This window comes from Bradyrhizobium sp. cf659 (assembly GCF_900113725.1).
GTDB lineage: Bacteria > Pseudomonadota > Alphaproteobacteria > Rhizobiales > Xanthobacteraceae > Bradyrhizobium.
The window spans coordinates 298,605-322,802 of sequence record NZ_FOQJ01000002.1 but is presented as its reverse complement, the minus strand read 5'-3'; the positions used below and the strand labels follow the sequence as shown (position 1 = coordinate 322,802).

26 protein-coding genes are annotated in these 24,198 nt (G+C 63.7%); 16 read left to right on the top strand and 10 right to left on the bottom strand.

What is annotated here, in order from left to right:
• Positions 1-91 precede the first annotated feature (91 nt).
• From BM118_RS10620 to BM118_RS10605, 4 genes are all read right to left on the bottom strand, one after another.
• A complete protein-coding gene (locus BM118_RS10620; RefSeq protein WP_011089470.1) occupies positions 92-349 on the bottom strand; it encodes a DUF3297 family protein in 258 nt (85 codons plus the stop codon).
• Positions 346-822 (bottom strand): glutathione peroxidase, encoded by a 477-nt coding sequence (locus tag BM118_RS10615; protein ID WP_092184958.1) that lies wholly within the window; start codon positions 820-822, stop codon positions 346-348. The genes BM118_RS10620 and BM118_RS10615 overlap by 4 nt, the downstream gene beginning before the upstream one ends.
• A 2-nt stretch (positions 823-824) precedes the next feature.
• Positions 825-2,225, bottom strand: a complete 1,401-nt coding sequence (locus BM118_RS10610; protein ID WP_092184955.1) for an amidase family protein — start codon at positions 2,223-2,225, stop codon at positions 825-827.
• Between the two features lie 210 nt (positions 2,226-2,435).
• Positions 2,436-2,693: a DUF6894 family protein gene (locus BM118_RS10605; protein ID WP_177234189.1), complete on the bottom strand. Its 258-nt coding sequence runs from the start codon at positions 2,691-2,693 to the stop codon at positions 2,436-2,438.
• A 284-nt stretch (positions 2,694-2,977) separates the two neighbouring features.
• Between BM118_RS10605 and pqqA the strand changes: the two genes are divergently transcribed.
• The 10 genes from pqqA (at position 2,978) to BM118_RS10555 (ending at position 13,158) form a co-directional block, all read left to right on the top strand.
• On the top strand, positions 2,978-3,058 hold the full coding sequence (gene pqqA, locus BM118_RS10600; RefSeq protein ID WP_007595659.1) for a pyrroloquinoline quinone precursor peptide PqqA: 81 nt from the start codon (positions 2,978-2,980) through the stop codon (positions 3,056-3,058).
• Between the two features lie 132 nt (positions 3,059-3,190).
• A complete protein-coding gene (gene pqqB, locus BM118_RS10595; protein WP_092184951.1) occupies positions 3,191-4,120 on the top strand; it encodes a pyrroloquinoline quinone biosynthesis protein PqqB in 930 nt (309 codons plus the stop codon).
• A complete protein-coding gene (pqqC, locus tag BM118_RS10590; RefSeq protein ID WP_092184949.1) occupies positions 4,117-4,896 on the top strand; it encodes a pyrroloquinoline-quinone synthase PqqC in 780 nt (259 codons plus the stop codon). Before pqqB ends, pqqC begins: the two co-directional genes overlap by 4 nt.
• A 12-nt stretch (positions 4,897-4,908) precedes the next feature.
• Complete coding sequence (gene pqqD, locus BM118_RS10585) at positions 4,909-5,220, top strand: pyrroloquinoline quinone biosynthesis peptide chaperone PqqD (RefSeq protein ID WP_092184947.1); 312 nt, start codon at positions 4,909-4,911, stop codon at positions 5,218-5,220.
• Positions 5,217-6,416: a pyrroloquinoline quinone biosynthesis protein PqqE gene (pqqE, locus tag BM118_RS10580; RefSeq protein ID WP_092184945.1), complete on the top strand. Its 1,200-nt coding sequence runs from the start codon at positions 5,217-5,219 to the stop codon at positions 6,414-6,416. The genes pqqD and pqqE overlap by 4 nt, the downstream gene beginning before the upstream one ends.
• The gene (gene pip / locus BM118_RS10575; RefSeq protein WP_092184943.1) at positions 6,406-7,392 is read left to right on the top strand and encodes a prolyl aminopeptidase; all 987 of its coding nucleotides are present in this window, start codon (positions 6,406-6,408) and stop codon (positions 7,390-7,392) included. Before pqqE ends, pip begins: the two co-directional genes overlap by 11 nt.
• A 13-nt stretch (positions 7,393-7,405) precedes the next feature.
• Positions 7,406-8,083: a DUF4286 family protein gene (locus BM118_RS10570; protein ID WP_092184941.1), complete on the top strand. Its 678-nt coding sequence runs from the start codon at positions 7,406-7,408 to the stop codon at positions 8,081-8,083.
• Positions 8,084-8,319: 236 nt separating this feature from the next.
• Positions 8,320-10,119: an FAD-dependent oxidoreductase gene (locus BM118_RS10565; RefSeq protein ID WP_092184938.1), complete on the top strand. Its 1,800-nt coding sequence runs from the start codon at positions 8,320-8,322 to the stop codon at positions 10,117-10,119.
• Entirely contained in the window at positions 10,089-11,936 is a 1,848-nt protein-coding gene (locus BM118_RS10560; RefSeq protein WP_177234188.1) for a 2-oxoacid:acceptor oxidoreductase subunit alpha, read from the top strand. The genes BM118_RS10565 and BM118_RS10560 overlap by 31 nt, the downstream gene beginning before the upstream one ends.
• A 166-nt stretch (positions 11,937-12,102) precedes the next feature.
• A complete protein-coding gene (locus tag BM118_RS10555; RefSeq protein ID WP_092184934.1) occupies positions 12,103-13,158 on the top strand; it encodes a 2-oxoacid:ferredoxin oxidoreductase subunit beta in 1,056 nt (351 codons plus the stop codon).
• Here the strand turns inward: BM118_RS10555 and BM118_RS10550 are convergent, their stop codons facing one another.
• The 3 genes from BM118_RS10550 to BM118_RS10540 form a co-directional block, all read right to left on the bottom strand.
• Positions 13,159-13,605: a DUF4399 domain-containing protein gene (locus BM118_RS10550; RefSeq protein ID WP_177234187.1), complete on the bottom strand. Its 447-nt coding sequence runs from the start codon at positions 13,603-13,605 to the stop codon at positions 13,159-13,161.
• Positions 13,606-13,622: 17 nt separating this feature from the next.
• Complete coding sequence (locus BM118_RS10545) at positions 13,623-15,155, bottom strand: SUMF1/EgtB/PvdO family nonheme iron enzyme (protein ID WP_092184930.1); 1,533 nt, start codon at positions 15,153-15,155, stop codon at positions 13,623-13,625.
• 393 nt (positions 15,156-15,548) lie between these two features.
• Positions 15,549-16,130, bottom strand: a complete 582-nt coding sequence (locus BM118_RS10540; RefSeq protein WP_092184928.1) for an STM3941 family protein — start codon at positions 16,128-16,130, stop codon at positions 15,549-15,551.
• Positions 16,131-16,325: 195 nt separating this feature from the next.
• Between BM118_RS10540 and BM118_RS10535 the strand changes: the two genes are divergently transcribed.
• The 6 genes from BM118_RS10535 to BM118_RS10510 all read left to right on the top strand — a co-directional run bounded on the left by BM118_RS10535 (position 16,326) and on the right by BM118_RS10510 (position 19,118).
• On the top strand, positions 16,326-16,949 hold the full coding sequence (locus BM118_RS10535) for a hypothetical protein (RefSeq protein WP_092184926.1): 624 nt from the start codon (positions 16,326-16,328) through the stop codon (positions 16,947-16,949).
• Positions 16,950-16,990: 41 nt separating this feature from the next.
• Complete coding sequence (locus BM118_RS10530) at positions 16,991-17,440, top strand: DsrE family protein (protein ID WP_177234185.1); 450 nt, start codon at positions 16,991-16,993, stop codon at positions 17,438-17,440.
• Positions 17,441-17,667: 227 nt separating this feature from the next.
• Entirely contained in the window at positions 17,668-17,991 is a 324-nt protein-coding gene (locus BM118_RS10525; protein ID WP_080134163.1) for an ArsR/SmtB family transcription factor, read from the top strand.
• Complete coding sequence (locus BM118_RS10520; protein ID WP_092184922.1) at positions 17,988-18,419, top strand: SRPBCC family protein; 432 nt, start codon at positions 17,988-17,990, stop codon at positions 18,417-18,419. Before BM118_RS10525 ends, BM118_RS10520 begins: the two co-directional genes overlap by 4 nt.
• Positions 18,420-18,468: 49 nt before the next feature.
• Positions 18,469-18,681 carry a hypothetical protein gene (locus BM118_RS10515; protein WP_092184920.1) on the top strand — a complete coding sequence of 71 codons (213 nt, stop codon included), beginning with the start codon at positions 18,469-18,471 and terminating at the stop codon, positions 18,679-18,681.
• A complete protein-coding gene (locus BM118_RS10510) occupies positions 18,678-19,118 on the top strand; it encodes a DUF1801 domain-containing protein (protein WP_092184918.1) in 441 nt (146 codons plus the stop codon). Before BM118_RS10515 ends, BM118_RS10510 begins: the two co-directional genes overlap by 4 nt.
• Positions 19,119-19,331: 213 nt before the next feature.
• Here the strand turns inward: BM118_RS10510 and BM118_RS10505 are convergent, their stop codons facing one another.
• The 3 genes from BM118_RS10505 to BM118_RS10495 are packed head-to-tail and all read right to left on the bottom strand — an operon-like array spanning position 19,332 to position 24,104.
• Positions 19,332-20,867, bottom strand: a complete 1,536-nt coding sequence (locus tag BM118_RS10505; protein ID WP_092184916.1) for a SpoVR family protein — start codon at positions 20,865-20,867, stop codon at positions 19,332-19,334.
• A complete protein-coding gene (locus BM118_RS10500) occupies positions 20,864-22,141 on the bottom strand; it encodes a YeaH/YhbH family protein (RefSeq protein ID WP_177234286.1) in 1,278 nt (425 codons plus the stop codon). The genes BM118_RS10505 and BM118_RS10500 overlap by 4 nt, the downstream gene beginning before the upstream one ends.
• A 19-nt stretch (positions 22,142-22,160) precedes the next feature.
• Complete coding sequence (locus BM118_RS10495) at positions 22,161-24,104, bottom strand: PrkA family serine protein kinase (RefSeq protein WP_027546894.1); 1,944 nt, start codon at positions 24,102-24,104, stop codon at positions 22,161-22,163.
• Between the last annotated feature and the right edge of the window lie 94 nt (positions 24,105-24,198).

The window sequence follows — 24,198 nt, the reverse complement described above, 5'->3', positions numbered from 1 at the left end:
AAGCAATCCAGACTGCCACCGCGGAAAGATTCTGGATTGCTTCGTCGCAAGGGCTCCTCGCAATGACGAGGAGAGAGTGTGCGCGCTGCGCTTACTTCTTATCCCTGAAATACGGCTCCACCGGCCCATGCACCTTGATGGTCAGCGGGTTGCCGTGGCGGTCCTTGGCGTTGCCGGCGGTGACGCGGACCCAGCCTTCGCTGATGCAGTACTCCTCGACATTGGTCTTCTCGATGCCCTTGAAGCGGATGCCCACGTCGCGCGCCAGGATGTCCGCGTTGTAATAGGGGCTGTTCGGATCGACCGACAGGCGGTCCGGAAATTCGTCGCTCATGATTGTCTCGCTCATAACAGGGTCTCGATTTGCTGCCGCAATCCTTCGGGCCGTGCGGTCGGCGCGTAGCGCGCGATCACCCGGCCGGCACGGTCCACCAGGAATTTGGTAAAATTCCATTTGATGGAGGCACCCAGCAGGCCGGATTGCTGGCGTTTCAGGTACTCATACAAGGGATGCGCATTGGCGCCGTTGACGTCGATCTTCTCGAACAGCGGAAAGGTGACGTCGTAATGGGTCGAGCAGAATTCCTGGATCTCGCTCGCCTGCCCGGGCTCCTGCGCGCCGAACTGGTTGCAGGGAAAGCCCAGCACCGAGAAGCCGCGCGGCGAGAGATCGCGATAGAGATCCTCCAGGCCGCGATATTGCGGCGTGAAGCCGCATTTGCTCGCGGTGTTGACGATCAGGAGCACCTGCCCCTCGAAGCGGCGCAGGGCGACTTCCTCGCCGAGAAGCGAGTTGGCCTTGAAGTCGTAGATCGCAGACATCGCTAACCCACGGGATCGATCGGCGACGGCGGCACGCCGCCCGCCTCGATCGCTTCGCCGGCGAGCAGACACAGATCCTCGCGGTAACGGCCGGACACGATCTGCACGCCGACCGGCGCCTTGCCGACGAGGCCGGTGGAGACCACGAGACCCGGCAGCCCCATGAAGGGAATCGCGATCTGCGGCAATTGCGCTTCCCAGACCCGCTTGAAGGACTCCTCGTCCTTGCGGTCGAGATGGTCGGGGAACGGCAGCTCGCCGGACACCGGCGTCAGCAGCACCGCATATTTCTCGAAGAACAGCATCCAGTCGCGGGTCAGCGTGGCGCGGCGGGTCAATGCCTTGGCGTAATTCGCCTGGTCCATTGGCGTGACCCTGCCGCGGTTGCCGCGCAGGCACGCCAGCGCACCGGGATCGCCCTCGCGCTCGGCCGCCTCTAGCTGCGCCTCATAGCCGTCGCCGAGCCAGAGCTTGATCTGCCACTCGACCGCTTCGCGCATCGGCGGAGTGTTCTCGATCACATCGACGGTCCACCCGGCACGCTCGAGGCGCTTGCCGGCGTCAACCACCGCGGCCTTCACCTCCGGCGTGGTCGCAAGGCCGTCCGGATTGAGGCAGAGCGCGGCGCGCTTCGGCCGCGCGGGGCCTTCCAGCGGCGCCGGCACATACCAGGGGTCGCGCACGTCGCGGGCCGCCATGGCCGCGAGCGAAATCCTGATGTCGTTGACGGTGCGCGCAAGGGGTCCCGACACCGCCATGATCTGCGGGCCGATCGGACGCTCCGGCAGCGCCGGATTGAAGGCGGGGATGCGGCCGAGAGTCGGGCGCAGGCCATGCACGCCGCAGGCATAGGCGGGATAGCGGATCGAGCCGGCGATGTCGGTGCCATGGGCGATGTGGCCGATGCCGGCCGCGACCGCCGAGCCGGCGCCACCGGACGAGCCGCCCGGCGTCAGCGCGGCATCGCGGGGGTTCCTGGTGTCGCCATGGACCAGGTTGGTGGTGAACCAGCGATAGGAGAAGGCCGGGCAATTGGTGCGGCCGAGCAGGATGGCGCCCGCCTTCCGAAAGTTGGCGACCACCGGGTTGTCCTCGCGCGCGATCAGGTCGCGCTGGAGCTTCAAGCCGTTGGTGGTGGCAAAGCCCTGCTGGTCGACATTGGCCTTGATGGTGACGGGGACGCCGGCCAGCACGCCGGGGTCCTCGCCCCTGGCAATGGCGGCATCGACGGCGTCGGCCTGCTTGAGCACGTCCTCCGGCCGGTGGTCGATCACGGCGTTAAGCTTTGGATTGACGGCGTCCAGGCGGGCGAGGCCGGCCTTGGCCGCCTCCCTGGCGGACACCTTTTTGGCCTTGACGAGGGTGGCGAGGTCGGCGGCCGACAGGCGCCAGAGATCTTGCATGACTTGCTCCGTATGACCGGCGTCTTTTAGCGCCGGGAACGCGGCAAAGCCATGCAGATTTCGCAGGGGCGAAGGGCAGGTTTGGTGTCGGATGGCGCCTCATTTTCCGTCATTGCGAGCGCAGCGAAGCAATCCAGACTACCTCCGCGGAGAGACTCTGGATTGCTTCGTCGCAAGGGCTCCTCGCAATGACGGCGGAGAGAGCTGGGGCTAATGCCTGGTCGCGGACTGAACCGGCATGTCCAGCAGCGCCTCGGTGAAGGGAAACTCCAGCACGACCTCGCCGTCGATGTCGGTGACCTCGATGACCGCCTCCAGCAGCGCCGGCTGGGTTCCCTCCGATTTCAGGACCTCCAGGATCATCTGGCGGGCGACCTCCCAGGCGTGGTCGGGATTGCGCAGATCCTCGCCCTCGGGATCCACGATCAATTCATCGCCGATGCGGGTGTTGAAGAAATATTTGGGCATCACCGAGATCCAATTGGGTCGCCTGGACCGGATTGAAAGCTGCACTGCACTCACAACTCCTTTATCAGGACAGCGGTCGCGACCGAATGCGTCAGGCGCAAGGCAGCACCACCATGAAGTATTGTTCCGACATCATTTTTACGGCCACAATACGCTCTCTTCGCAGTGCAACAATTCCGGCAGCCTACTACTTAGGTCGGGAAAATTTCACTGGCGAACTTTTCCCCCCGCAGTAGTTTAGCCAGTGGGCGGATACGTCCGAATTCATAAAAATGGAGAGCCAAATGGCCTGGAAAGCCCCGAAGATCGTCGAAGTGCCCTGCGGCATGGAAATCAACATGTATGTGAGCGCCACCCGCAAGTAAGCGGTTGGTGAGTTTGCGTTCTGCGCAGGTGGTTCTTTCGGTCGAGCACTTTCGGTCACGATGCGTTTCCGGAAGATAGATTTTGTGTCGACGTGAGATCCACCTCGCGACGTTGCCTCCAGGAGACGGATCATGCTTCGCGTCGTCGTCCTGGGCGCCGGGGCCGGCGGCGGAGTGCCGCAATGGAATTGCGGCTGCGAAGGTTGCCGTGCGGCCCGTGCCATCGGCGATGAGCTTCAACGAACCCAGGCCTCGGTCGCCTTCAGCGGCGACGGCGAGCATTGGTTCCTGATCAACGCCTCTCCCGATCTTCGCCAGCAATTGAATGCCACGCCGCAACTGCACCCCAGGGCGGGCGCGCTGCGTCATACGCCGGTCGCGGGCGTGATCCTGACCAATGGCGAGGTGGATGCCGTGGCGGGGCTGCTGTCGATGCGCGAGGGCTCGCCCTTCACGGTCTATGCGCATGAGAAGGTGCTGGCGATCCTAGCGAGCAACAGCATCTTCAACGTGCTGAATGAGAAGAACGTGCGGCGCCAGCCGATCGCCATCAGCGAGCCGTTCGAGCCGCGGCTGCCTGACGGTGCGCGGTCCGGAATCGAGGTGCTGCCCTTCGCGGTGCCGGGCAAGTCGGCCTGGTATCTGGAAGGCAAGGCGCATCCGGGCGGCGAGACCGGCGACGGCGATACGCTGGGCCTGAAGATCACCGACAAGACGACCGGCAAGTGCTTCTACTTCATCGCCGCCTGCGCCGAAGTGACCGACGCGCTCAAGGCCGAGATCGACGGCGCCGCGCTGGTGTTCTTCGACGGCACGGTCTGGCAGGACGACGAGATGATCAAGTGCGGGCTCGGCCACAAGACCGGCAAGAGCATGGGCCATGTCGCAATGTCCGGCGACGATGGCGCGATCGCGCGGCTGGCCGATCTCGATATCGACAGGAAGCTGTTTCTGCATATCAATAACTCGAATCCGGCGCTGCTGCCCGCCTCACCCGAGCGGAAAGCGGCCGAGCAGGCGGGCTGGCAGATACCCGCAGATGGAACGGAGATCGTGCTGTGAATGCCGCATCACTGACTGGAATAACCGCGCTCTCGATCGGCAAGGACATCAAGCTCAACTCGGCCGAGGAGCTGGAAGCGGCGCTGCGCCATATCGGCGCGACCCGCTATCACAGCCTGCATCCGTTCCATAAGCTGCTGCACGGCGGCAAGCTGAACAAGGGTCAGGTGCAGGCCTGGGCGCTGAACCGCTACTATTACCAGAGCACGATCCCGATCAAGGACGCGGTGGTGATCTCGCGCTTCCGCGACCGCGCCACGCGCCTGGAATGGCGCCACCGCATCGAGGACCATGACGGCGACGTCGGCTCCGAAGGCGGCATCGAGCGCTGGCTGAAGCTGACCGAAGGCCTCGGGCTCGACACCGCCTATGTGGAATCCACCGAAGGCATTCTCCCCGCCACGCGCTTCGCGGTCGAGGCCTATGTGCACTACTGCCGCGAGAAGAGCCCGCTGGAGGCGATCGCCTCCTCGCTCACGGAACTGTTCGCGCCGAGCATCCATGAAGAGCGCATCGCCGGCATGTTGCAGCATTACGACTTCGTCAACCCTGATATCATGAGCTACTTCAAGCGCCGGCTCACGCAGGCGCCGCGCGATGCCAATTTCGCGCTCGACTATGTCAGGACGCATGCGAGGACGCCGGAGGAGCGCGCCTCCGTGTGCAATGCGCTGATCTTCAAGACCAACGTGCTGTGGGTGCAGCTGGATGCGCTCCAACACGCCTATGTCGAGGGCCACATTCCGCCGGGTGCTTTCGTGCCCAAAGCGAGCTGAAGAGGAACCGTCATGGCCGGGCCGCGTCATATCAGCGTCAGCGAGGCAAGCCGCCCCGTGCTGCCGCGGCATGCCAAGCTGAAATACGACGAGACGCGCAAAGTCTGGGTGATCCTGGCGCCGGAGCGCGTGCTGGCACCGGACGAAATCGCGGTCGAGGTCTTGCAGCTCTGCAACGGCGAGCGTAGCGTCGGAGACGTCTCCGACCGGCTGGCGGCGAAATACGCCGCGCCGCGCGAGGCGATCCTGACCGACGTCATCGCCATGCTCCAGGATCTCGCCGACAAGGGCTTCCTCACCGAGGCCCGGGAGAAGACGTCATGAGCGATGTGCTCGGCAGTCCCACCGTTCCGCCCGAGGCAAACGACAGCCTCGCGGTGCTGGAGAAGCAGCGCTCGACGGCGGAGACCTTTGGCATTCCGCTCGCCGTGCTGCTCGAGATCACGCATCGCTGTCCGCTGCAATGTCCCTATTGCTCCAACCCGGTCGAGCTCGACCGGTCGGCTAAGGAGCTGACCACCGAGGAATGGAAGAAGGTGCTGAGCGAGCTCGCCGAGATCGGCGTGCTCCAGGTGCATTTCTCCGGCGGCGAGCCGACGGCGCGGAAGGATCTCGTCGAGTTGGTGAAGCATGCCAGCGACGTCGGCCTCTACACCAACCTCATCACCTCGGCCGTGCTACTGACGCGCGAGCGGCTGAGCGAGCTGGCGGATGCCGGGCTCTGTCACGTGCAGATCAGCTTCCAGGGCGTCGAGGAGGGCCCCGCCGATCGCGTCGCCGGGTACAGAGGCGGCCACCGCAAGAAGCTCGAAGTGGCAAAATGGACGCGCGAGCTCGATCTGCCGCTCACCGTGAATGCGGTGATGCACCGACAGAACCTGCACCAGCTCCCTGACATCATCCAGATGTCGATCGATCTCGACGCCGACCGGCTCGAGGTCGCCAACGTGCAATATTACGGCTGGGCGCTGAAGAACCGCGCCGCCTTGATGCCGACGGTGGCGCAGCTCGACGAATGCACCCGCCTCGTCGAGGACGCGCGGGAACGGCTCAAGGGCCGGCTTTCGATCGACTACGTCGTGCCGGATTATTACGCGCTGCGGCCGAAGAAGTGCATGGGCGGCTGGGGCCGGCAGTTCTTCAACATCTCGCCGGCCGGCAAGGTGCTGCCCTGCCACGCCGCCGAGAGCATCACCGGGCTCGACTTCGAATCCGTGCGCTCCAACCATTCGATCGCCTGGATCTGGCAGAACTCCGACGCCTTCAACCGCTATCGCGGCACCGGCTGGATGAAGGAGCCCTGCAAGTCCTGCGAATTCCGCGAGATCGATTTCGGCGGCTGCCGCTGCCAGGCCTTCGCGCTGACCGGCGATGCCGCCAACACCGACCCGGCTTGCGCGCTGTCGCCGCTGCACGAGACCATCTTCAAGCAGGCCGAGCGCGAGGCCGAGGGCGAGACCAACCGCTTCCTCTACCGCAACTTTGCCGGTGGCACCCTGGAATCCGAGAATGGCGCCTGACGCCGACGCGGCCAGTTCAGTCAAACGCGCCGATCCCTTTGCGCCGCTGACCTCCGAGATGCTCGACGTCGGCGACGGCCACGAGCTCTATGTCGAGAGCGTCGGCCGCACTGACGGCATTGCCGCGATCTACCTCCATGGCGGGCCCGGCAGCGGCTGCCAGCCCGACCATCGCCGGCTTTTTGATCCTGACCGTTTCTGCGCCGTGCTGTTCGACCAGCGCGGCTGCGGCCGCAGCCGTCCGAAGGGCTCGCGCGAGCACAACACCACGGCGCATCTGATCGCGGACATGGAGAAGATTCGCGAGAAATTCGGCTTCGAACGCTGGATCGTGGTCGGCGGCTCCTGGGGCGCGACGCTGGCGCTGGCGTATGCAGAGGCGCATCCCGAACGCGTCTGCGGCATCGCGCTGCGCGCGACGTTCCTCGGCACGCGGGCGGAAGTCGAGACGGCGTTCACCTCGCGCCTGTCGCAATTCTATCCCGCACTGTACGAGGATTTTCTGAGCGTGCTGCCACTCGAAGAGCGCGCGCGGCCGGTGGACGCCTATTGGCGCCGGATCCTCGATGCCGATCCGAGCGTGCATGGACCGGCGGCGCGGGCCTGGCATGATACCGAGCGCGCCCTGTCCGAGCACAAGCCCGCAAGGACGCGGCTCGACCTCGCCTCGCTGAACGTCTGGCGCACATTGCCGGCGACGCCGTTCATGGAAGCGCATTACTTCGTCAACGACAGCTTCATGACGGACAACCAGCTGCTGCAGAATGCGGGGAGGCTCGCCGGCATTCCCGGCATCATCGTGCAGGGCCGCTACGATCTGTTGTGTCCTCCTGAGACATCCGAGCGGCTGGCGAAAGTCTGGCCGGGTTCCGAGATTCGCATCATGGAAGAATCCGGGCATTCGCTCTATGATGCCGGCGTGAGGGACGCGGTCATGAAATCGATCGCCGACCTCGCTTCGAAAGCCGCGCGATGAGAGGACAAGAAAAATGCCGCTCGCCGGGAAAGGCATGCTGCTGACGTCGATGAATATCGACGCGGCCGATGAGGCCGATTTCAACCGCTGGTACGACCGCGAGCACCTGGAAGAGCGTGTCGCGATCGAGGGATTCCTGGAAGCGCGGCGCTATGTCGCGCACGCCGCCAATCCCAGATATCTCTGCCTCTATTCGACCGCGACGCTCGACGTGCTCGACAGCCCCCCTTACAAGGCGCGGCTCGCGAGCCCGACCGACTGGTCGCGGCAGACCATGGCGCGTTTCAAGGACATGCTCCGCGTCGTCGCGCGCATCACCATCAGCAATGGCACCGGACGCGGAGCTGCGCTCGGCGTGGTGCGGCTGCGGCCGACGCCCGACAATGCCGTGCCATGGCGTGATGCGCTGCAAGAAAAGCTGGCACCGGAAAAGCGCGACGGCATCATCTCGATGCATCTGCTCGAGAGCGAGCCGGAATTGTCGGGCGCAACGCCTGAGATTCCGGCAGTGCGCAACGAAGGTGCACGCGACTGGTTCGTGCTGATCGACGGCACGCATGTCGGCGCGGTCTCGGCTGTCATTGCCGAACGCTTCACCGGCCCTGCCGCATCGCCCTTCCCGCTTCCCGTCTCCGTCGGCACCTACCGCCTGATGTGGGACCTCGCGAAGAGCGACATCGCGCAGCGCTGACGCGGCTACATGCCCGTAGCATGTTGCACCGCCGCATTACCGCGCGCCGCCGTTAATGCTGTGCGCGCGCAGCTCCCATGAAAGCCGGTGATCCCCCAAATTTGCCGTTGTACTTCGGACCGGTTCTAATAAGCTAACTCAATGACGTCATTCAGAAACCAGATCGACGCGCGTTAGCGTTCGCCAAGCTCAAGAAAAGGCCGCCGGGTCTTTGGGCCCGCGCGGACAGGGTAGGAATGAAACCGACCGATATCGCGGCCCCCGACTACTTTCACAAAGTGGTCGATTGCCAGTGGGCCTGTCCTGCGCACACCCCGGTTCCCGAATACATCCGACTGATCGCACAAGGCCGCTACAGCGACGCCTACATGATCAATTGGAAATCGAACGTGTTTCCCGGAATTCTGGGACGCACCTGCGATCGTCCATGCGAGCCGGCGTGCCGCCGCGGACGCGTCGAGGAAACACCGGTCGCGATCTGCCGCCTCAAGCGCGTCGCAGCCGACTTCAAGGACGACATCAAGCACCGCCTGCCGAAGCCCTCGCCGAGGAACGGCAAGCGCGTCGCGCTGGTCGGCGGCGGTCCGGCCTCGCTGACGGTGGCGCGCGATCTAGCGCCGCTCGGCTATCACTGCACCGTGTTCGACGGCGATCCGGAAGCCGGCGGCATGATGCGCTCGCAGATCCCGAAGTTCCGGCTGCCCAATTCGGTGATCGACGAGGAGACCGGCTACATCCTAAATCTCGGCGTCGACTTCAAGGGCGGTCACCGCATCGAGAGCATGAAGGCGCTGCTCGCGGAGAAATACGACGCGATCTTCGTCGGCTCCGGCGCGCCGCGCGGCCGCGAGCTCGACATTCCCGGCCGGAAAGAGGCGGCCGCCAACATCCATATCGGCATCGACTGGCTGTCGTCGGTGTCGTTCGGTCACACCGACAAGATCGGCAAGCGCGTGATCGTGCTCGGCGGCGGCAACACCGCGATGGATTGCTGCCGAACCGCGCGCCGCCTCGGCGGCGAGAAAGTCACGGTGATCGTGCGCTCCGGCTTCGAGGAGATGAAGGCCTCGCCGTGGGAGAAGGAAGACGCGATCCACGAGGATATTCCGATCCTCAACTACATGGTGCCGGTGGCATTCAAGCATGTCGCCGGCAAGCTCATCGGCGTCACCTTCCAGCACGTCAAAGCCGAATACGACGCCAAAGGGCGCCGCAATCTGGTGCCTTCGGGCGACCCCGATCAGACCATTCCCTGCGACGACGTGCTGGTCGCGGTCGGCCAGGAGAACGCCTTCCCCTGGATCGAGCAGGACTGCGGCATCGAGTTCGACAAATGGCACATGCCCAAGGTCGATCCGAAGACCTTCGTCTCGACCAACCCGAAGGTCTTCTTCGGCGGCGACGCCGCTTTCGGCCCGAAGAACATCATCTGGGCGGTCGCGCAGGGCCATGACGCCGCGCTGTCGATCCACAAGCTGCTGTCGGGCGAGGACATCACCGAGCGGCCGCTGCCGGAGGTGCATGTCTCCTCGCAGAAGATGGGCATCCACGAATGGAGCTATGACAACGACATCTCCGTCGACAAGCGCTTCAAGGTTCCGCATCGCGACAAGGTGATCGCGCTGAAGGACATCCGCACCGAGGTCGAGCTCGGCTACGACGTCAAGCTCGCGCTCGGCGAAGCCCATCGCTGCCTGAACTGCGATGTGCAGACGGTGTTCTCGACCTCGCTCTGCATCGAGTGCGACGCCTGCGTCGACATCTGCCCGATGGACTGCATCACCTTCACGGAGAATGGCGAGGAAGCCGATCTGCGCCAGCGCCTGAAGGCGCCGTCGCCGCATCCCGACCAGGACCTTTACGTGTCCTCCGACCTCAAGACCGGGCGCGTGATGGTGAAGGACGAGGATGTCTGCCTGCATTGCGGGCTGTGCGCCGAGCGTTGTCCCACTGGAGCCTGGGACATGCAGAAGTATTTGATCGAAATGACTCACGCAGGTTCAGCATGTCCGACAAAAAGCCGATCAGCAGCGTAAACGACTTCGTCGTCCGTTTCGCCAACGTCAACGGATCGGGCTCGGCCAGCGCCAACGAGATGTTCGCGCGCGCGATCCTGCGCCATGGCGTGCCGGTGTCCCCGCGCAACATCTTCCCCTCCAACATCCAGGGCCTGCCGACCTGGTACGAGGTGCGGGTGACGGAGGACGGCCATCTCGGCGCCCGCGGCGGCGTCGACATGATGGTGGCGATGAACCCGCAGACCTGGGACAAGGACGTCGCCGGCATCGAGCCGGGCGGCTACCTGTTCTACGATTCCACCAAGCCGATGCCGTCGACGAAATTCCGCGACGACATCACCGTGATCGGCGTGCCGCTGACCGCGATCACCAACTCGACCTACACCGATCCGCGCCAGCGCCAGCTGTTCAAGAACATCATCTATCTCGGCGCGCTCTCGGCGCTGCTCGATATGGACGCGAAGCTGATCGAGCAGCTGATCGGCGAGCAGTACAAGGGCAAGGAGAAGCTGCTCTCCTCCAACGTCCATGCGCTGCATCTCGGCCGCGACTGGGCGCTTCAGAACCTGAAATGCCCGATCGGGCTGCGGGTGAAGAAGTCCGACAAGGTCGGCGACAGCATCTTCATCGAGGGCAACAGCGCCGCCGCGCTCGGCGCCGTCTATGGCGGCGCCACCGTGTGCGCCTGGTATCCGATCACGCCGTCCTCGTCGGTGGCGGAAGCCTTCACCGCCCATTGCAAGAAGTACCGGCACGACCCTGAGACGGGCAAGGCGAAATACGCCATCGTGCAGGGCGAGGACGAGCTTGCCTCGATCGGCATCGTCATTGGCGCCTCCTGGAACGGCGCACGCGCCTTCACCGCGACCTCCGGCCCCGGCATCTCCTTGATGACGGAGTTCATCGGCCTTTCATATTTTGCCGAGATCCCGGCCGTGATCATGAACATCCAGCGCGCCGGCCCCTCGACGGGCATGCCGACCCGCACCCAGCAATGCGACATCATCGCCTGTGCCTATGCCTCGCATGGCGACACCAAGCATGTGCTGCTGTTCCCGGAGGATCCGGCGGAGGCCTTCGAGTTCGCGGCCGCCGCCTTCGATCTCGCCGAGCGGCTCCAGACCACGATCTTCCTGATGCTCGATCTCGACATCGGCATGAACCACCGTCTCTGCCGTCCGCTGAAGTGGGACGATGCGCGGCAATATGACCGCGGCAAGATCATGACCGCGGAGATGCTGGAGGAAGGCCGCGACTTCGGCCGCTATCTCGACGTCGACGGCGACGGCATCCCCTATCGCACCTATCCCGGCACGCATCCGACCAAGGGCTCCTACTTCACCCGCGGCACCTCGCGCGACCGCTATGCGCGCTACTCCGAGGAAGGCCCGGTCTATGCCGACAACATGCAGCGCCTGGTCCGCAAGTTCGAGACGGCGCAGGACCTCGTGCCGCGCCCGCTCCAGGCCAATGCGGAACGGCCGACCAAATATGGCGTGATCTATTTCGGCTCGACCTCGCCGGCGATGGACGAGGCGATCGGCCTCCTGGAAGCGCGCGGCCATCAGCTCGATCGCCTGCGCATCCGCGCCTTCCCGTTCCATTCGAGCGTGGCGAGCTTCCTCGCCGAGCACGATTTCGTCTACGTGGTCGAGCAGAACCGCGACAGCCAGCTCCGACAGCTCATCGTCAACGAGAACGGCATCGACCCGGTGCGGCTCGTGCCGATCGTGCATTATGACGGCTCGCCGATCACCGCCCGTTTCATCGCAAAAGCCATTGGCGACCACCAGGATCACCTCAAGGTGACCCCGCTCCGCAAGGCCGTGTCATGATTTGCGCGTCGCTCTCTCCGTCGTCATGTCCGGGCATAGCCGTCCGAAGGACGGCGTCGCTTCCGCTCGCCTATGCCCGGGCATCCACGCCTTTCTTCTTCCTGGCCAAGACGTGGATGGCCGGGTCAAGCCCGGCCATGACGGGCTTGGGATCGCAGGTGCTGTCATGACCTATATTGCCAAGCCGAAATTCCATCATCCGGGCCTCAAGAAGAACGAGCTCGGCTACACGCATCGCGACTACGAGGGCAAGATCTCGACGCTGTGCGCCGGCTGCGGCCATGATTCGATCACGGCCTCGATCATCGAGGCCTGCTACGAGCTCTCGATCGAGCCGCACCGGGTGGCGAAGATCTCCGGCATCGGCTGCTCGTCGAAGACGCCGGACTATTTCCTCGGCAATTCGCACGGCTTCAACTCCGTGCACGGCCGCATGCCCTCGGTGCTGACCGGGGCCAACCTCGCCAACCGCGACCTGATCTATCTCGGCGTCTCCGGCGACGGCGATTCCGCCTCGATCGGCTTCGGCCAGTTCGCGCACTCGATCCGGCGCGCCGTCAACATGACCTATATCGTCGAGAACAACGGCGTCTACGGCCTGACCAAGGGACAGTTCTCGGCGACCGCCGACCGCGGCTCGAAGTCCAAGAAGGGCGTGACCAACACCGACAACGCCATCGACCTCGTCGCGATCGCGCTGCAACTGGGCGCAACCTTCGTGGCGCGCTCGTTCTCCGGCGACAAGACCCAGCTCGTGCCGCTGATCGCGGCCGCGATCCGCCACAAGGGCGCATCCTTCATCGACGTCATCAGCCCCTGCATCGCCTTCAACAACCATGCCGGCTCGACCAAGAGCTTCGACTATGTCCGCGAGCACAACGACGCGGTGAACCGGCTCGACGTGCTGGTCGGCCGCGACCCGATCGCCGTCGACTACGCGCCGGGCACGGTGCAATTGGTCGAGCAGCACGACGGCAGCAAGATCGCGCTGCGCAAGATCGACGCCGACTACGATCCACATGACCGGCTCGGCGCCCAGACCTTCCTCCAGAAGCACGCCGCCAAGGGGCAGATCGTCACCGGCCTGCTCTATGTCGACCCTGATGCGGACGACCTGCACGCGCATCTCAACACGGTCGAGACGCCGCTCAACGCGCTGGAAGCGGACACGCTGTGTCCGGGTTCGGCGGCGCTGGACAAGTTCAACGCCAGCCTGCGGTGATCACTTGCCGCGCTGAGGCGGCGTCCTGACGCGCACGGTGATCTTGTCCGACACGACGGGCGGCTCGAACGGATAGTGCTTCGCGTCGCCCAGCACCAGTTGAAGGGTATGGGTCCCGGGCGGAAGCTCGAGAAATGTCTCGGTCTGCCCTGCCCCGAAATGCAGATGCGACTTGTCCTGCGGGATCGGCTCCTTCGGATCGATGGGGTCGCTGACGTCGACCAGCAAATGATGATGGCCGGCGTTCTGGTAGTCGTCGCCGGCATGCGTCACGCCCATGTTGCGCAAGCCGAACCGGACCAGGAAACCGGCGCGCACCCTTTGCCCGTCATACGGGGTGATGAAATAAACCTTGGCGTCCTTTGGAGCAGCCTTACCCTGCGAGAGGGCTACGCCCGGGAGCAATGCGAGCACCGCCGACAGCGCGACGCAGCGAAGGATTTGCATCGGATCTACTCCTGCGCTCAAGGACTGAGCGCGACACGGAACCCATGCGTCGGGTAACGAACGTTGGTATCGTAACCGTCGCGGTTGGACGGCCGCACGTATCTTGAATCGTTCTTCCAGGAGCCCGAGCGCAGGACGTGCGAACCGCAGTCCCCACCGTTCCATGTCGAACCGTCATTGGGCGCGCCTTGATAAGTCCTGTGCCAGCAATCGGCGACCCACTGATCGACGCCGCCGCCCATGTCGTAGAGTCCAAATGGATTGGGTTTGAAGCTACCGACTTTCGCCGGCTGCTCGGCGGCTGCGTCACCGCAATCCTTGCACCCGGCCATGCCCGGCTGGAGCTTGTCGCCCCACCAATATTTGCTCTGCGTGCCGCCGCGCGCCGCATATTCCCATTCCGCTTCGCTCGGAAGCCGGTACGGCTTCTTCGTCGCCTGCGCGAGCCAGCCCGCATATTGCTGTGCATCGGTCCAGCTTACATTCGTGACGGGGGCGTCGTCCTTCCCGATCGCTGTAAAGCCACACGCCTTTGCAGCGGCGCATTCATTCCACTCCCGCACCGTCACGGGGTATTTGCCGATCGAGAATGGCTTGATCGCGACCTGGTGAACAGGGCGCTCGGTCGGATCATCGTTGCTTCCCATCGTGAAGCTGCCGCCGCGAATGGCGGTCATGTCCGGCTCGCTGGCGGGCGTCGGCGATTGGCTGGGCGTCGGCGTCGGTGCCGGCGGCGCAGGTGAAGCCAACGAGGGCGACGGTTGCGGCGTCGGCACGGCCGATTCGCGCGCCGGAGGCTGCTGGACAGGAGATGCGACCGGAGAGGCAGTCGGCGTGGCGGTCTGCTCGCTTCCCTTGCCGGGCGGCTGCGCCAGAAGATACCAGAGCACGCCGGCTGCGCTGACCAGCAACGTCAAGCTGAGGAGAAAGATCAAGGTATTCTCGCGCCGGCCTCGCGTCCCGCCGACGGCATCTGCGTCGGGCAGGACGCGATAGATGCGTACGGGGTCGGTGATGTTCTTCACCTTGCGGTCGCCAAGGGCCTCGTAGCCGCACACCACCTTGTGCTTGATCTGCTCGTAGATCGCGCCCGAGATGTAGACCTGACCGGGCTCGGCAATGCCCTCGATACGCGTGGCGATGTTGACGCCATCGCCGTAAACGTCGTCCGGCTCGATGATGACATCGCCGAGATTGACGCCAATCCGGTACTCGATCCGGGAGTGCTTCGGAAGCGAGGCATTGCGGCCGATGAGATTCTGCTGGATGACGATGCTGCAGCGAACGGCCTCAACAGGGCTATCGAAAATAGCGATGAAGCCGTCGCCCGTCGTCTTCACCAGGCTTCCATGGTGCTCGACGATACTGGGCTCGATGAGGTCCCGCTCGATCCGCTTGACGCGGACATGCGTGCCTTCCTCGTCGGCCTGCATCAAGCGGCTGTAGGAAGCGATGTCACCGACAATGATTGCTGCGAGACGACGAGGCATGGCGCCGTGCGAAGGCGGCTCGTTCTGATTCCCGGATCTGAAGTTGCGAATTTCGCCCATTGCGCGGGGACTCCACAAACTTACAAAGGCCGCCCCACCCTACGATTTCGAGAAGCAATCGTCTGTGAAGGCTATCACATTGACAAACTGGGACAATGTCGAAGGACTCGCGACATCGAGTTCCAGGGAGCGACGACCTTGAACCCTTCCGGTCCAACCAGCGACTAAAGCACCGCTCGGAACATCCATCTCATGTCGGTCCAGTGATGACGATGTCTGGGAGGAGCGAACGTGAACGCGCCGCGCTTACCCTGCGACTAACGGCCCGCCTGGGCTTCCGCTATCGCCATCGCAGCGACGATTTCGACTCCAGCGGGTCGTGCGGCAGCCACGCGGTGCTTCTCACTCAGGGCGACGGAGTCCGCCACTGGTTCAGCCAAGACACATCGGGCTTTAATGGACAGGCTCGGGCTCAGCTGCGGCGCGACCCGAATATGCCAACCGGCCGGCCGTCCAGTATTGCTTGCAGGTCTCGAACAGCGTTTCGCCGTCCATGGTCAGGCCGCCCGTGACGAGCACGCCGTCCGCGCCAATGGGCTTGTTCAGCAGCGACAAGACGCGCTTCAGAAAGCCGCCTTCGAACCGCTCGGCAAGAAGAGGATCGACCTGAAGAACGACGATCCTCTGGCTGCGATATCGAAAGATCGATATGTCCCTCACCGATCTCCACGAGATGGTGTCATCGGCGATCCTGGTGTCGCGAATGCCGACACGGGTGATGAAGAGGACCGGCTCCCCGGCGGAGATCAACGTCCAGAGCGTCTTGCAGGTGGCCAGGCCAAAAAACACGATGCCGAAATAGCTGAGCGCGATCTGGATCGTGGCGATGTCCTTGCCATAGTGCCAGCTGAATGCGAGCGCACCGCACAGCAGCGTCGCCAACAGGCCGGCTCCCAGCAACTTGAACAGCCGCGCAAGGGAATAGCCGATCGCAAGGTTGGGCAAGTTCTGACTTATGGACATTTTGACCGCCACCAGTCATCTGCAACAACCAGGGGTTTACCGACACCCCTCCTTCCAAATTGTTAAAGCGGGAACCTTGCGCGAGGCTGCCCGCAAGGCGTGCGGCCAGGAACGCTTGAACGCAACGCTTTCCGCCCGCGACTAACGGCCAATCGGCCCTGATCGTCCCGCCGCGGGCCGTCAACGGCTTACGCGTTCGGTGCGACCATGAAGCTTGCCCTCATCCTGCCGCTTGTCCTTGCCGCATTCACCGGCGTCGCCCACGCCGATGAGGCCGATAAAGTCCGGGAAACCACAAAAGCCGAAGCCGACGCCTTCACGGCCCGAATCTATGCGGGGACGCCGGGCGACAAGGCCTATGCCTGCTTCGTCCGCCGCTACGACGCCGAACATCTGGCGCGGCATCCCAAGCAGAAGGTCGCGTCGATGAAGCTGCTGATCTCCGCGGAGACCGACAAGGAGGACAAGCAGCTGCACAATTCCTTCCGCCTGGGCTTCCGCTATCGCCATCGCAGCGGCGATTTCGACTCCAGCGGGTCGTGCGGCACCCACGCGGTGCTTCTCGGTCAGGGCGACGAGGTGCGCCTCGGCTGCGGCGTCGACTGCGAAGGCGGCGGGATCGAAGTGGCGCTGTCCAAGGACAACAAGTCCGCCATCATTCGGCTCGAACAGGTCAGGGTCTGGCAAAACAACAAGCCGGATGACGAGGCCGAGCAATCGCTGGTCGCCGGCGCCGACGACAAGATTTTCCGCCTCGACCGCACCGACAACAGCGAGTGCGCCTCGCTGGTGACCGACCGCAAGGAACTCGCCGCGCTCCGTCACAAGTGATATGTGTCCGGCAAATTCGGGCGCAGCCGAGGGAGATCGCCATGAACCGCCGGAACATCCTGTGGAGCGCCGTCTCGGCCCTGGGCGCGGCGTTTGGCGCCTCCAGCGCGAAGGCTGCGACGGAAGCAACGCCGTCGAACAAGCTCAAGGTCGTCTATCACCTGAGCGACGCCGAGAAGGTCAATTTCGTGCTCGGCAACATCCAGAACCACATCGACGGCGTCGGCGGTCCTGATCACGTCACGATCGCGCTGGTGATTCACGGGCCGGCGCTGAAGGCGTTTCACGCGGCGCAGGCCAACCCCGATGTCAGCAAGCGGGTCGGCGACTTCTCCAAGGACGGCGTCGAGCTCGCCGCCTGCGGCAACACGATGAAGGCGCAGAACGTCACGCTGACGGATCTGCTGCCGGGCTTCGTCAGCGCGGAGAAAGGCGGCGTGGTCCGCCTGGCCGAGCTGCAATCGCAGGGCTATCTCTATCTGCGGCCGTAGAGCGCTGCGGTTGCGGCGAAAAAGCTGCGCCCCCCTCTCCAGCTTGCGGTGGAGGCTTGGTGGGGGTGTCTCCGCAGTCGAGAACCCCCCAAGAGGAGAGAACCCTCACCCGGCGCTGCGCGCCGACCTCTCCCGCAGGCGGGAGAGGTTAAGCCCCCAACCCGCTTGACTTATCCATAACTCTGCGGTTATGAGTTTATCCATAACTGAATGGTTATGGAAACCGCATGTCCGCCGCCCACGATGTCCTGTTCAGGACGCTCGCCGATCCGACCCGGCGGGCGATCTTCGAGCGGTTGTGCCGCGAGGGCGAGCAGACGGTCGGGGCACTGACGGCACGGTCAGGCGTTTCCCAGCCGGCGGTCTCGAAACATCTCGGCGCGCTGAAGCAGGCCGGTCTCGTACGCGACCGCCATGAGGGACGCCAGACCCATTACAGCGCGCAGCCCGGTGCGCTCAATCCGCTGGTCGACTGGACCAGCCAGATGGCCGGGTTCTGGCAGAACCGGCTCGACGCACTCGACGATCTCCTGAAGAGGATGGACCAATGAACGAACCCGCGGCTGAGACCCGCTCCGTCGTCATCGAGCGCGAATTTGCCTTTCCAGCCGAGCGGATCTGGCGCGCGCTGACACAGCCGCATCTGATCGAGGAATGGCTGATGAAGAACGACTTCAAGCCGTCGGTCGGCCATCGCTTCAACCTTCGCGGCGAATGGGGCGGCGTGCTGGACTGCGAGGTGCTCACCATCGAGCCGCAGAAGACGCTCGCCTACACCTGGAATTTCTCGCATGAGGACGCGGCGTTCGACTTGCGAAGCGTCGTCACCTTCACGCTGACACCGACGAGTGCAGGCACGCATCTGCGCGTCGAGCAGGCGGGCTTCAGCCCGACGCAGAAACAGGCCTATGGCGGCGCGCATGCCGGCTGGAAGCAGTTTCTCACCAAGCTGGACGAACTGCTGGCGCGACCGGATTGAGCCGGCGGCGCGCATCCATTCCGATCATTTCAGAGGAGGTCTCTTGAACATGTGGATTCGACAAATCCATTGCTGGCTGTCCATCGCCTTCACGCTCGCCGTCATCGCGAACATCGTCGCGATGACCATGCAGATCCAGGCCATGTGGATCGGCTTCCTGGCGCTCGTCCCGCTGATCCCGCTGCTCGCGACCGGGCTGTATTTGTTTGCGCTGCCCTATCTTGACCGGCGCAGCGGCATGCAACGCGAGGCGAGGTCATGAAGAAGGCGGTCGCGGTGAAGAAGACCAGCGCGAAGGACGTGGGCGCAGCGTCGGCGTCCAAGTTGATCGACGGCACGATCAAGGAGCTCGGCGACTGGCGCGGCGAGATGCTCGGGCGGATTCGCGCCCTGATCAAGGACGCCGACCCCGACGTGGTCGAGGAATGGAAGTGGCGCGGGGTTCCCGTGTGGGAGCACGACGGCATCATCTGCACCGGCGAGACCTACAAGGCCGTCGTGAAGCTGACCTTTGCCAAGGGGGCGGCGCTGGATGACCCGGCCGGCCTGTTCAATTCCAGCCTCGACGGCAACGTGCGGCGCGCGATCGATATCCGCGAGGGCGAGAACATCAACGAGAAAGCGCTGAAGGCGCTCATCCGCGCGGCCGTGGCCCTGAACGCGTCCAAGGCCAGGAAGCCGGCCAAGCGTTCTGCATAGAACAGCAGGCAGCCACAGACCTCTTCCTTCTCCCCTTGTGGGAGAAGGTGGCGCGAAGCGCCGGATGAGGGGGTATCTATCGACACGGGAAAGTGCGGAGAGATACCCCTCACCCCAGTGAGCTTGTGTCTGCCGGCGTCGCTGCCCTCTCCCACAAGGGGCGAGGGCACACCAACGCGCATCTCGCCGCATTGCTACACATAGACAGCGCCCTCAGGCCGCCGCCGGGATCGGGCGCGGGCTCACGACATATTCGCGCAGGACCTTGTCGTTGGCATCGACCTCGATCAGCGCGACGTCGTAGGTCCAGAGGTCCGCCAGATGCTGGAGCACGCGCTTGGCGTCGGTCTCGTTGAGCTGCGCGCCCTTGATGACGTGGTGATGCAGGATCAGCCGGCGGTCGCCGGAGAGATCGACGTCGACCACCTCGATATTGGCGTCGATGTAGCCGACATCGTGCTGCCGCGCCAGCTCGCGCCGGACGCGGCGGAAGCCGCGCTCGTCGTGAATGGCATCGACGCGGATGCCGGCACGCTCCTCGGGGTCGTCGTGCAGATGGAACATGCGGAGCTGCCGCATCAGCTTCGGGCTCAGGAACTGGCCGATGAAGCTCTCGTCGCGGTAATTGGCCCAGACATCGCGCAGCACGCCCATCACGTCGTTCTTGCCGGCGATGTCAGGGAACCATTCGCGGTCCTCGTCCGACGGGCTGGTGACGATGCGCTCGATGTCCTGCATCATGGCGAAGCCGAGCGCATAGGGATTGAAGCCGGAGAAGCGCGGATCGTCGAATTCGGGCTGGAACACTACATTGGTGTGCGATCCCAGGAATTCGAGGAAGTTGCCGTCGGTGATGCGGCCCTGCTGGTGCAGCTTGGTCATGATGCGATAGTGGACGTAGGTCGCCGTCCCCTCGTTCATCACCTTGGTCTGGCTCTGCGGATAGAAATATTGCGCGATGTGGCGGACGATGCGCAGCAATTCGCGCTGCCAGGGTGCCAGCCGCGGCGCGCTCTTTTCCAGGAAGTAGAGCAGGTTTTCCTGCGGCAGGCCGAGCAGCTTGCGGCGCCGCTCGACGCTGAGCACGGAACGGCTCTTGCTCTTCCCCGCCGGCACCGTGCGCCAGAGGTCGTTGAAGACCTCCTCCTCGTGCTGGCGGCGGCGCCCTGCCCGCTTCTCCTCGGCGCGCAGGTCGAGCTTCTTCTTGCCGGGGTAGCGGTCGATGCCGTGCGACATCAGCGCGTGCGCGGCATCGAGCGTACGCTCGACCTCGGCGCGGCCGTAGCGCTCCTCGCATTGCATGACGTAGTTCTTGGCGAAATCGAGATAGTCCAGGATGCCGTCGGCGTCGGTCCACTGCTTGAACAGATAGTTGTTCTTGAAGAAGTGATTGTGGCCGAAGGCGGCGTGCGCGATCACCAGCGTCTGCATCGTCGCCGTGTTCTCCTCCATCAGGTAGGAGATGCAGGGCGAGGAGTTGATCACGATCTCATAGGCGAGGCCCATCAGGCCCTTGCGGTAGGACGCCTCGTGGTAGGCGAAATGCTTGCCGAAGGACCAGTGCTTGTAGAACAGGGGCATGCCGACCGACGAGTAGGCATCCAGCATCTGCTCGGCGGTGATGACCTCGATCTGGTTCGGATAGACGTCGAGCCCGAGATCGTTCTTCGCCACCTCCTCACAGGCATCCGTGATGCGCTGCAAGGTGTGGAAGTCCCAATCCGCGCCTTCGAACAATCTTTCCGTCATGGAGCGGCTTTCTCCTGAGAGGTTTCGCGGCGCTGGAACAGGTCGTGGAACACCGGGAAGATCTCGCTGCGCTCGCTGACCTTGCGCATTGAGAGCGGTGCGCCGCTGTTACGCAGGCGCTCGTAGAGGGTCCAGAGCGAGGAGTCGGAGAGATCGAAGGCGCTGCCGCCGGACTCGCCGACCTCGAGATAGGCAAAGAACTGGCAGACCGGCAGGATCTTGTCGGTCAGCAGGAGCCCGGTGAGCTCGCCGTCGGAATAGGAATTGTCGCCGTCGGAGGCCTGCGCCGCGTAGATGTTCCAGTCCGACGGATTGAAGCGCTCGCGCACGATCTCGTGCATCGCCTGGAGCGCGCTGGAGACCAGCGTGCCGCCGGAGGCCGGGCCGTAGAAGAAGGTCTGCTCGTCCACCTCCTCGGCGCGGTCGGTGTGACGGATGAAGATGATCTCGACATGCTTGTAGCGGCGCTTCAGGAACACGTAGAGCAGCATGTAAAAGCGCTTGGCGAGATCCTTCATGTGCTCGGACATCGAGCCGGAGACGTCCATCAGGCAGAACATCACCGCCTGCGCGACGGGCTTTGGAACCGTCTCGAAGCGGCGGTAGCGGATGTCGAGCGGGTCGATGAACGGAATCCGTTTCGTCTTCGCCTTCAGCTTTTCCAGCTCGGCGAGAAGCACCAGACGCTCGTCCTCGTCGGTGCATGCGGCGATTGCGGCTTCGAGCTCTTCGATCTCCTCCTTGCGGGGACGCTTGAGCGCAATGCGGCGGGCGAGCGCGAGCTTGACCGTCCGGCTCACGGAGATGTTGGCGGGCGAGCCCGACGTGGTGTAGCCGGCGCGCTGGATGCCCTCGCTCTCGGTCTGCGCGATCTTGCGCTTGGCAAGATCCGGCAGCTCGAGGTCGTCGAGGAAGAGATCGACGAATTCGTCGCGGCTCAGCACGAAGCGGAAGGCGTCCTCGCTGTCGCCTTCGCCGGGACCGGAATCCTTGGCGCTGCCCTGGCCGGAACGCTGGAGATAGTCGCCTTCGACGAACTTCTTGTTCCCGGGCAACACCATGTCGCGCGTTCCGCCTTCGCGGCGGAAACGCGGCTCGTGCATCCCGTCGAGCGGAATCGTGACCTCACCACCCTCCAGGACGTCCTTGATGTCGCGTTCCTGCGAGGTCTTCTTGACGGCGCCCTGCACCAGGGATTTGGCCCGACGCAAGAACCGCTGGCGGTTCTCAAGACTCTTACCGCCTGGATTCAGGCGCCTGTCAATAATGTGAATGGGCACTTTTCCATCCGCCTCAACCGGCCTGCTTCACACGCATGTACCATTCGACGAGCCGGCGAACCTGACGCTCGGTGTAGCCGCGCTCCACCATGCGTGCGACGAACTCGCCGTGCTTCTTCTCCGTCTCGCCGTCCTTCTTCGACCCGAAGGAGATGACCGGAAGCAGGTCCTCGACCTGAGAGAATATCCGCTTTTCGATCACATCGCGAATCTTCTCGTAGGAGGTCCAGGTCGGATTCTTGCCGCCATTCTGGGCCCGGGACCGTAACGAGAATTTGACCACCTCGTTGCGGAAGTCCTTGGGATTGGCGATGCCCGCCGGCTTCTCGATCTTGGTCAGTTCCTGGTTCAACAATTCGCGATCCAGGAGCTGCCCCGTATCGGGATCCTTGAAGTCCTGATCCTCGATCCAGGCATCGGCATAGTCGACGTAGCGATCGAACAGGTTCTGGCCATAATCCGAGTAGGATTCGAGATAGGCCTTCTGGATCTCGTTTCCGATGAACTCGGCATAGCGCGGCGCAAGGTCCGCCTTGATGAATTCGAGATACCGCTTCTCGACCTCCTCGGGGAGCTGCTCGCGCTTGATCGACTGCTCCAGCGCGTACATCAGATGGACGGCGTCGGCGGCGACTTCCTGCGGATCGTGGTTGAAGGTCGCAGCCAGGATCTTGAAGGCAAAGCGCGTGGAGACGCCGTCCATGCCCTCGTCGACGCCGGCGGCATCGCGATATTCCTGGACGCTGCGCGCCTTCGGATCGGATTCCTTCAGGCTCTCGCCGTCGTAGACCCGCATCTTGCCAAACACGGTGGAATTCTCGTGCTTGCGCAGGCGCGACATCACCGAGAAACGCGCCATCGTCTCCAGCGTCGACGGCGCACACGGCGCCGACGCCAGCTCGGAGCCCTGGATCAGCTTCTCGTAGATCTTCTGCTCTTCCGTGACCCGCAGGACATAGGGCACCTTGATCACGCAGATGCGGTCGATGAAGGCCTCGTTGTTCTTGTTGGCCTTGAAGCTCGACCACTCCGCCTCGTTGGAGTGCGCGAGGATGATGCCGGTGAAGGGAATGGCGCCGATATTCTCGGTGCCGATGTAGTTTCCTTCCTGCGTCGCGGTCAGCAGCGGGTGCAGCATCTTGATCGGGGCCTTGAACATCTCGACGAACTCGAGGATGCCCTGGTTGGCGCGGTTGAGACCGCCCGAATAGCTGTAGGCGTCGGGATCGTTCTGCGCGTAGGTCTCGAGCTTGCGGATATCGACCTTGCCGACCAGCGAGGAGATGTCCTGGTTGTTCTCGTCACCGGGCTCGGTCTTGGCAATCGCGATCTGGCGCAGCCGCGACGGCTGGATCTTGGCGACGCGGAATTGCGAGATGTCGCCACCGAAGGCTTCGAGCCGCTTGTAGCACCACGGGCTCATCAACCCGGTGAGACGCCGGCGCGGAATGCCGTATTTCTCCTCCAGCATCGGCCCGAGCTGATCGGGATCGAACAGGCTGAGCGGGCTTTCGAACACGGGCGAGAGTTCGTCGCCGGCCTTGAGCACGTAGATCGGCTGCACTTCCATCAGCGACTTCAGCCGCTCGGCCAGCGAGGATTTGCCGCCACCGACCGGGCCAAGCAGATAGAGGATCTGCTTGCGCTCTTCGAGGCCTTGCGCGGCGTGACGGAAGAAACCAACGATGCGCTCGATGGTTTCTTCCATGCCGTAGAAGCCGGCGAAGGCCGGATAGGTGCGGATGGTGCGGTTCAAAAAAATACGGCCAAGGCGGGAATCCTTGGCCGTGTCAATCGTCTGGGGTTCGCCGATCGCCGCTAGCAGTCGTTCGGCTGCATTCGCGTATTTCATGGGATCGCTTCGACACGATTCCAGGTATTCCGCCATCGACATGTCGTGCTGGCTTCTCGCCTCGAACGACCGAGCGAAAGCGTTGAATAGAGAATCGTTGTACATGATCCCTCTCCGCGTGAGTTCCGCTACAAGCTGAAACGAAAGCAGTTACCGGACCGTTCCTCAGGCCGTTTCGAATCAGCGTGAGCACATGACG

Excerpts from the sequence above, each read along its gene's own strand:
- BM118_RS10560 (WP_177234188.1), top strand. The coding sequence starts at position 10,089 with ATGTCCGACAAAAAGCCGATCAGCAGCGTAAACGACTTCGTCGTCCGT.
- pqqA (WP_007595659.1), top strand. The coding sequence starts at position 2,978 with ATGGCCTGGAAAGCCCCGAAGATCGTCGAAGTGCCCTGCGGCATGGAA.
- BM118_RS10605 (WP_177234189.1), bottom strand. The coding sequence starts at position 2,693 with ATGCCCAAATATTTCTTCAACACCCGCATCGGCGATGAATTGATCGTG.
- BM118_RS10530 (WP_177234185.1), top strand. The coding sequence starts at position 16,991 with ATGAACCGCCGGAACATCCTGTGGAGCGCCGTCTCGGCCCTGGGCGCG.
- BM118_RS10610 (WP_092184955.1), bottom strand. The coding sequence starts at position 2,225 with ATGCAAGATCTCTGGCGCCTGTCGGCCGCCGACCTCGCCACCCTCGTC.
- pqqB (WP_092184951.1), top strand. The coding sequence starts at position 3,191 with ATGCTTCGCGTCGTCGTCCTGGGCGCCGGGGCCGGCGGCGGAGTGCCG.
- BM118_RS10550 (WP_177234187.1), bottom strand. The coding sequence starts at position 13,605 with ATGCAAATCCTTCGCTGCGTCGCGCTGTCGGCGGTGCTCGCATTGCTC.
- BM118_RS10525 (WP_080134163.1), top strand. The coding sequence starts at position 17,668 with ATGTCCGCCGCCCACGATGTCCTGTTCAGGACGCTCGCCGATCCGACC.
- BM118_RS10520 (WP_092184922.1), top strand. The coding sequence starts at position 17,988 with ATGAACGAACCCGCGGCTGAGACCCGCTCCGTCGTCATCGAGCGCGAA.
- BM118_RS10510 (WP_092184918.1), top strand. The coding sequence starts at position 18,678 with ATGAAGAAGGCGGTCGCGGTGAAGAAGACCAGCGCGAAGGACGTGGGC.
- BM118_RS10570 (WP_092184941.1), top strand. The coding sequence starts at position 7,406 with ATGCCGCTCGCCGGGAAAGGCATGCTGCTGACGTCGATGAATATCGAC.
- BM118_RS10515 (WP_092184920.1), top strand. The coding sequence starts at position 18,469 with ATGTGGATTCGACAAATCCATTGCTGGCTGTCCATCGCCTTCACGCTC.
- BM118_RS10535 (WP_092184926.1), top strand. The coding sequence starts at position 16,326 with ATGAAGCTTGCCCTCATCCTGCCGCTTGTCCTTGCCGCATTCACCGGC.
- BM118_RS10505 (WP_092184916.1), bottom strand. The coding sequence starts at position 20,867 with ATGACGGAAAGATTGTTCGAAGGCGCGGATTGGGACTTCCACACCTTG.
- BM118_RS10565 (WP_092184938.1), top strand. The coding sequence starts at position 8,320 with ATGAAACCGACCGATATCGCGGCCCCCGACTACTTTCACAAAGTGGTC.
- BM118_RS10620 (WP_011089470.1), bottom strand. The coding sequence starts at position 349 with ATGAGCGAGACAATCATGAGCGACGAATTTCCGGACCGCCTGTCGGTC.
- pqqD (WP_092184947.1), top strand. The coding sequence starts at position 4,909 with ATGGCCGGGCCGCGTCATATCAGCGTCAGCGAGGCAAGCCGCCCCGTG.
- pip (WP_092184943.1), top strand. The coding sequence starts at position 6,406 with ATGGCGCCTGACGCCGACGCGGCCAGTTCAGTCAAACGCGCCGATCCC.
- BM118_RS10555 (WP_092184934.1), top strand. The coding sequence starts at position 12,103 with ATGACCTATATTGCCAAGCCGAAATTCCATCATCCGGGCCTCAAGAAG.
- BM118_RS10545 (WP_092184930.1), bottom strand. The coding sequence starts at position 15,155 with ATGGGCGAAATTCGCAACTTCAGATCCGGGAATCAGAACGAGCCGCCT.
- pqqE (WP_092184945.1), top strand. The coding sequence starts at position 5,217 with ATGAGCGATGTGCTCGGCAGTCCCACCGTTCCGCCCGAGGCAAACGAC.
- BM118_RS10615 (WP_092184958.1), bottom strand. The coding sequence starts at position 822 with ATGTCTGCGATCTACGACTTCAAGGCCAACTCGCTTCTCGGCGAGGAA.
- BM118_RS10495 (WP_027546894.1), bottom strand. The coding sequence starts at position 24,104 with ATGTACAACGATTCTCTATTCAACGCTTTCGCTCGGTCGTTCGAGGCG.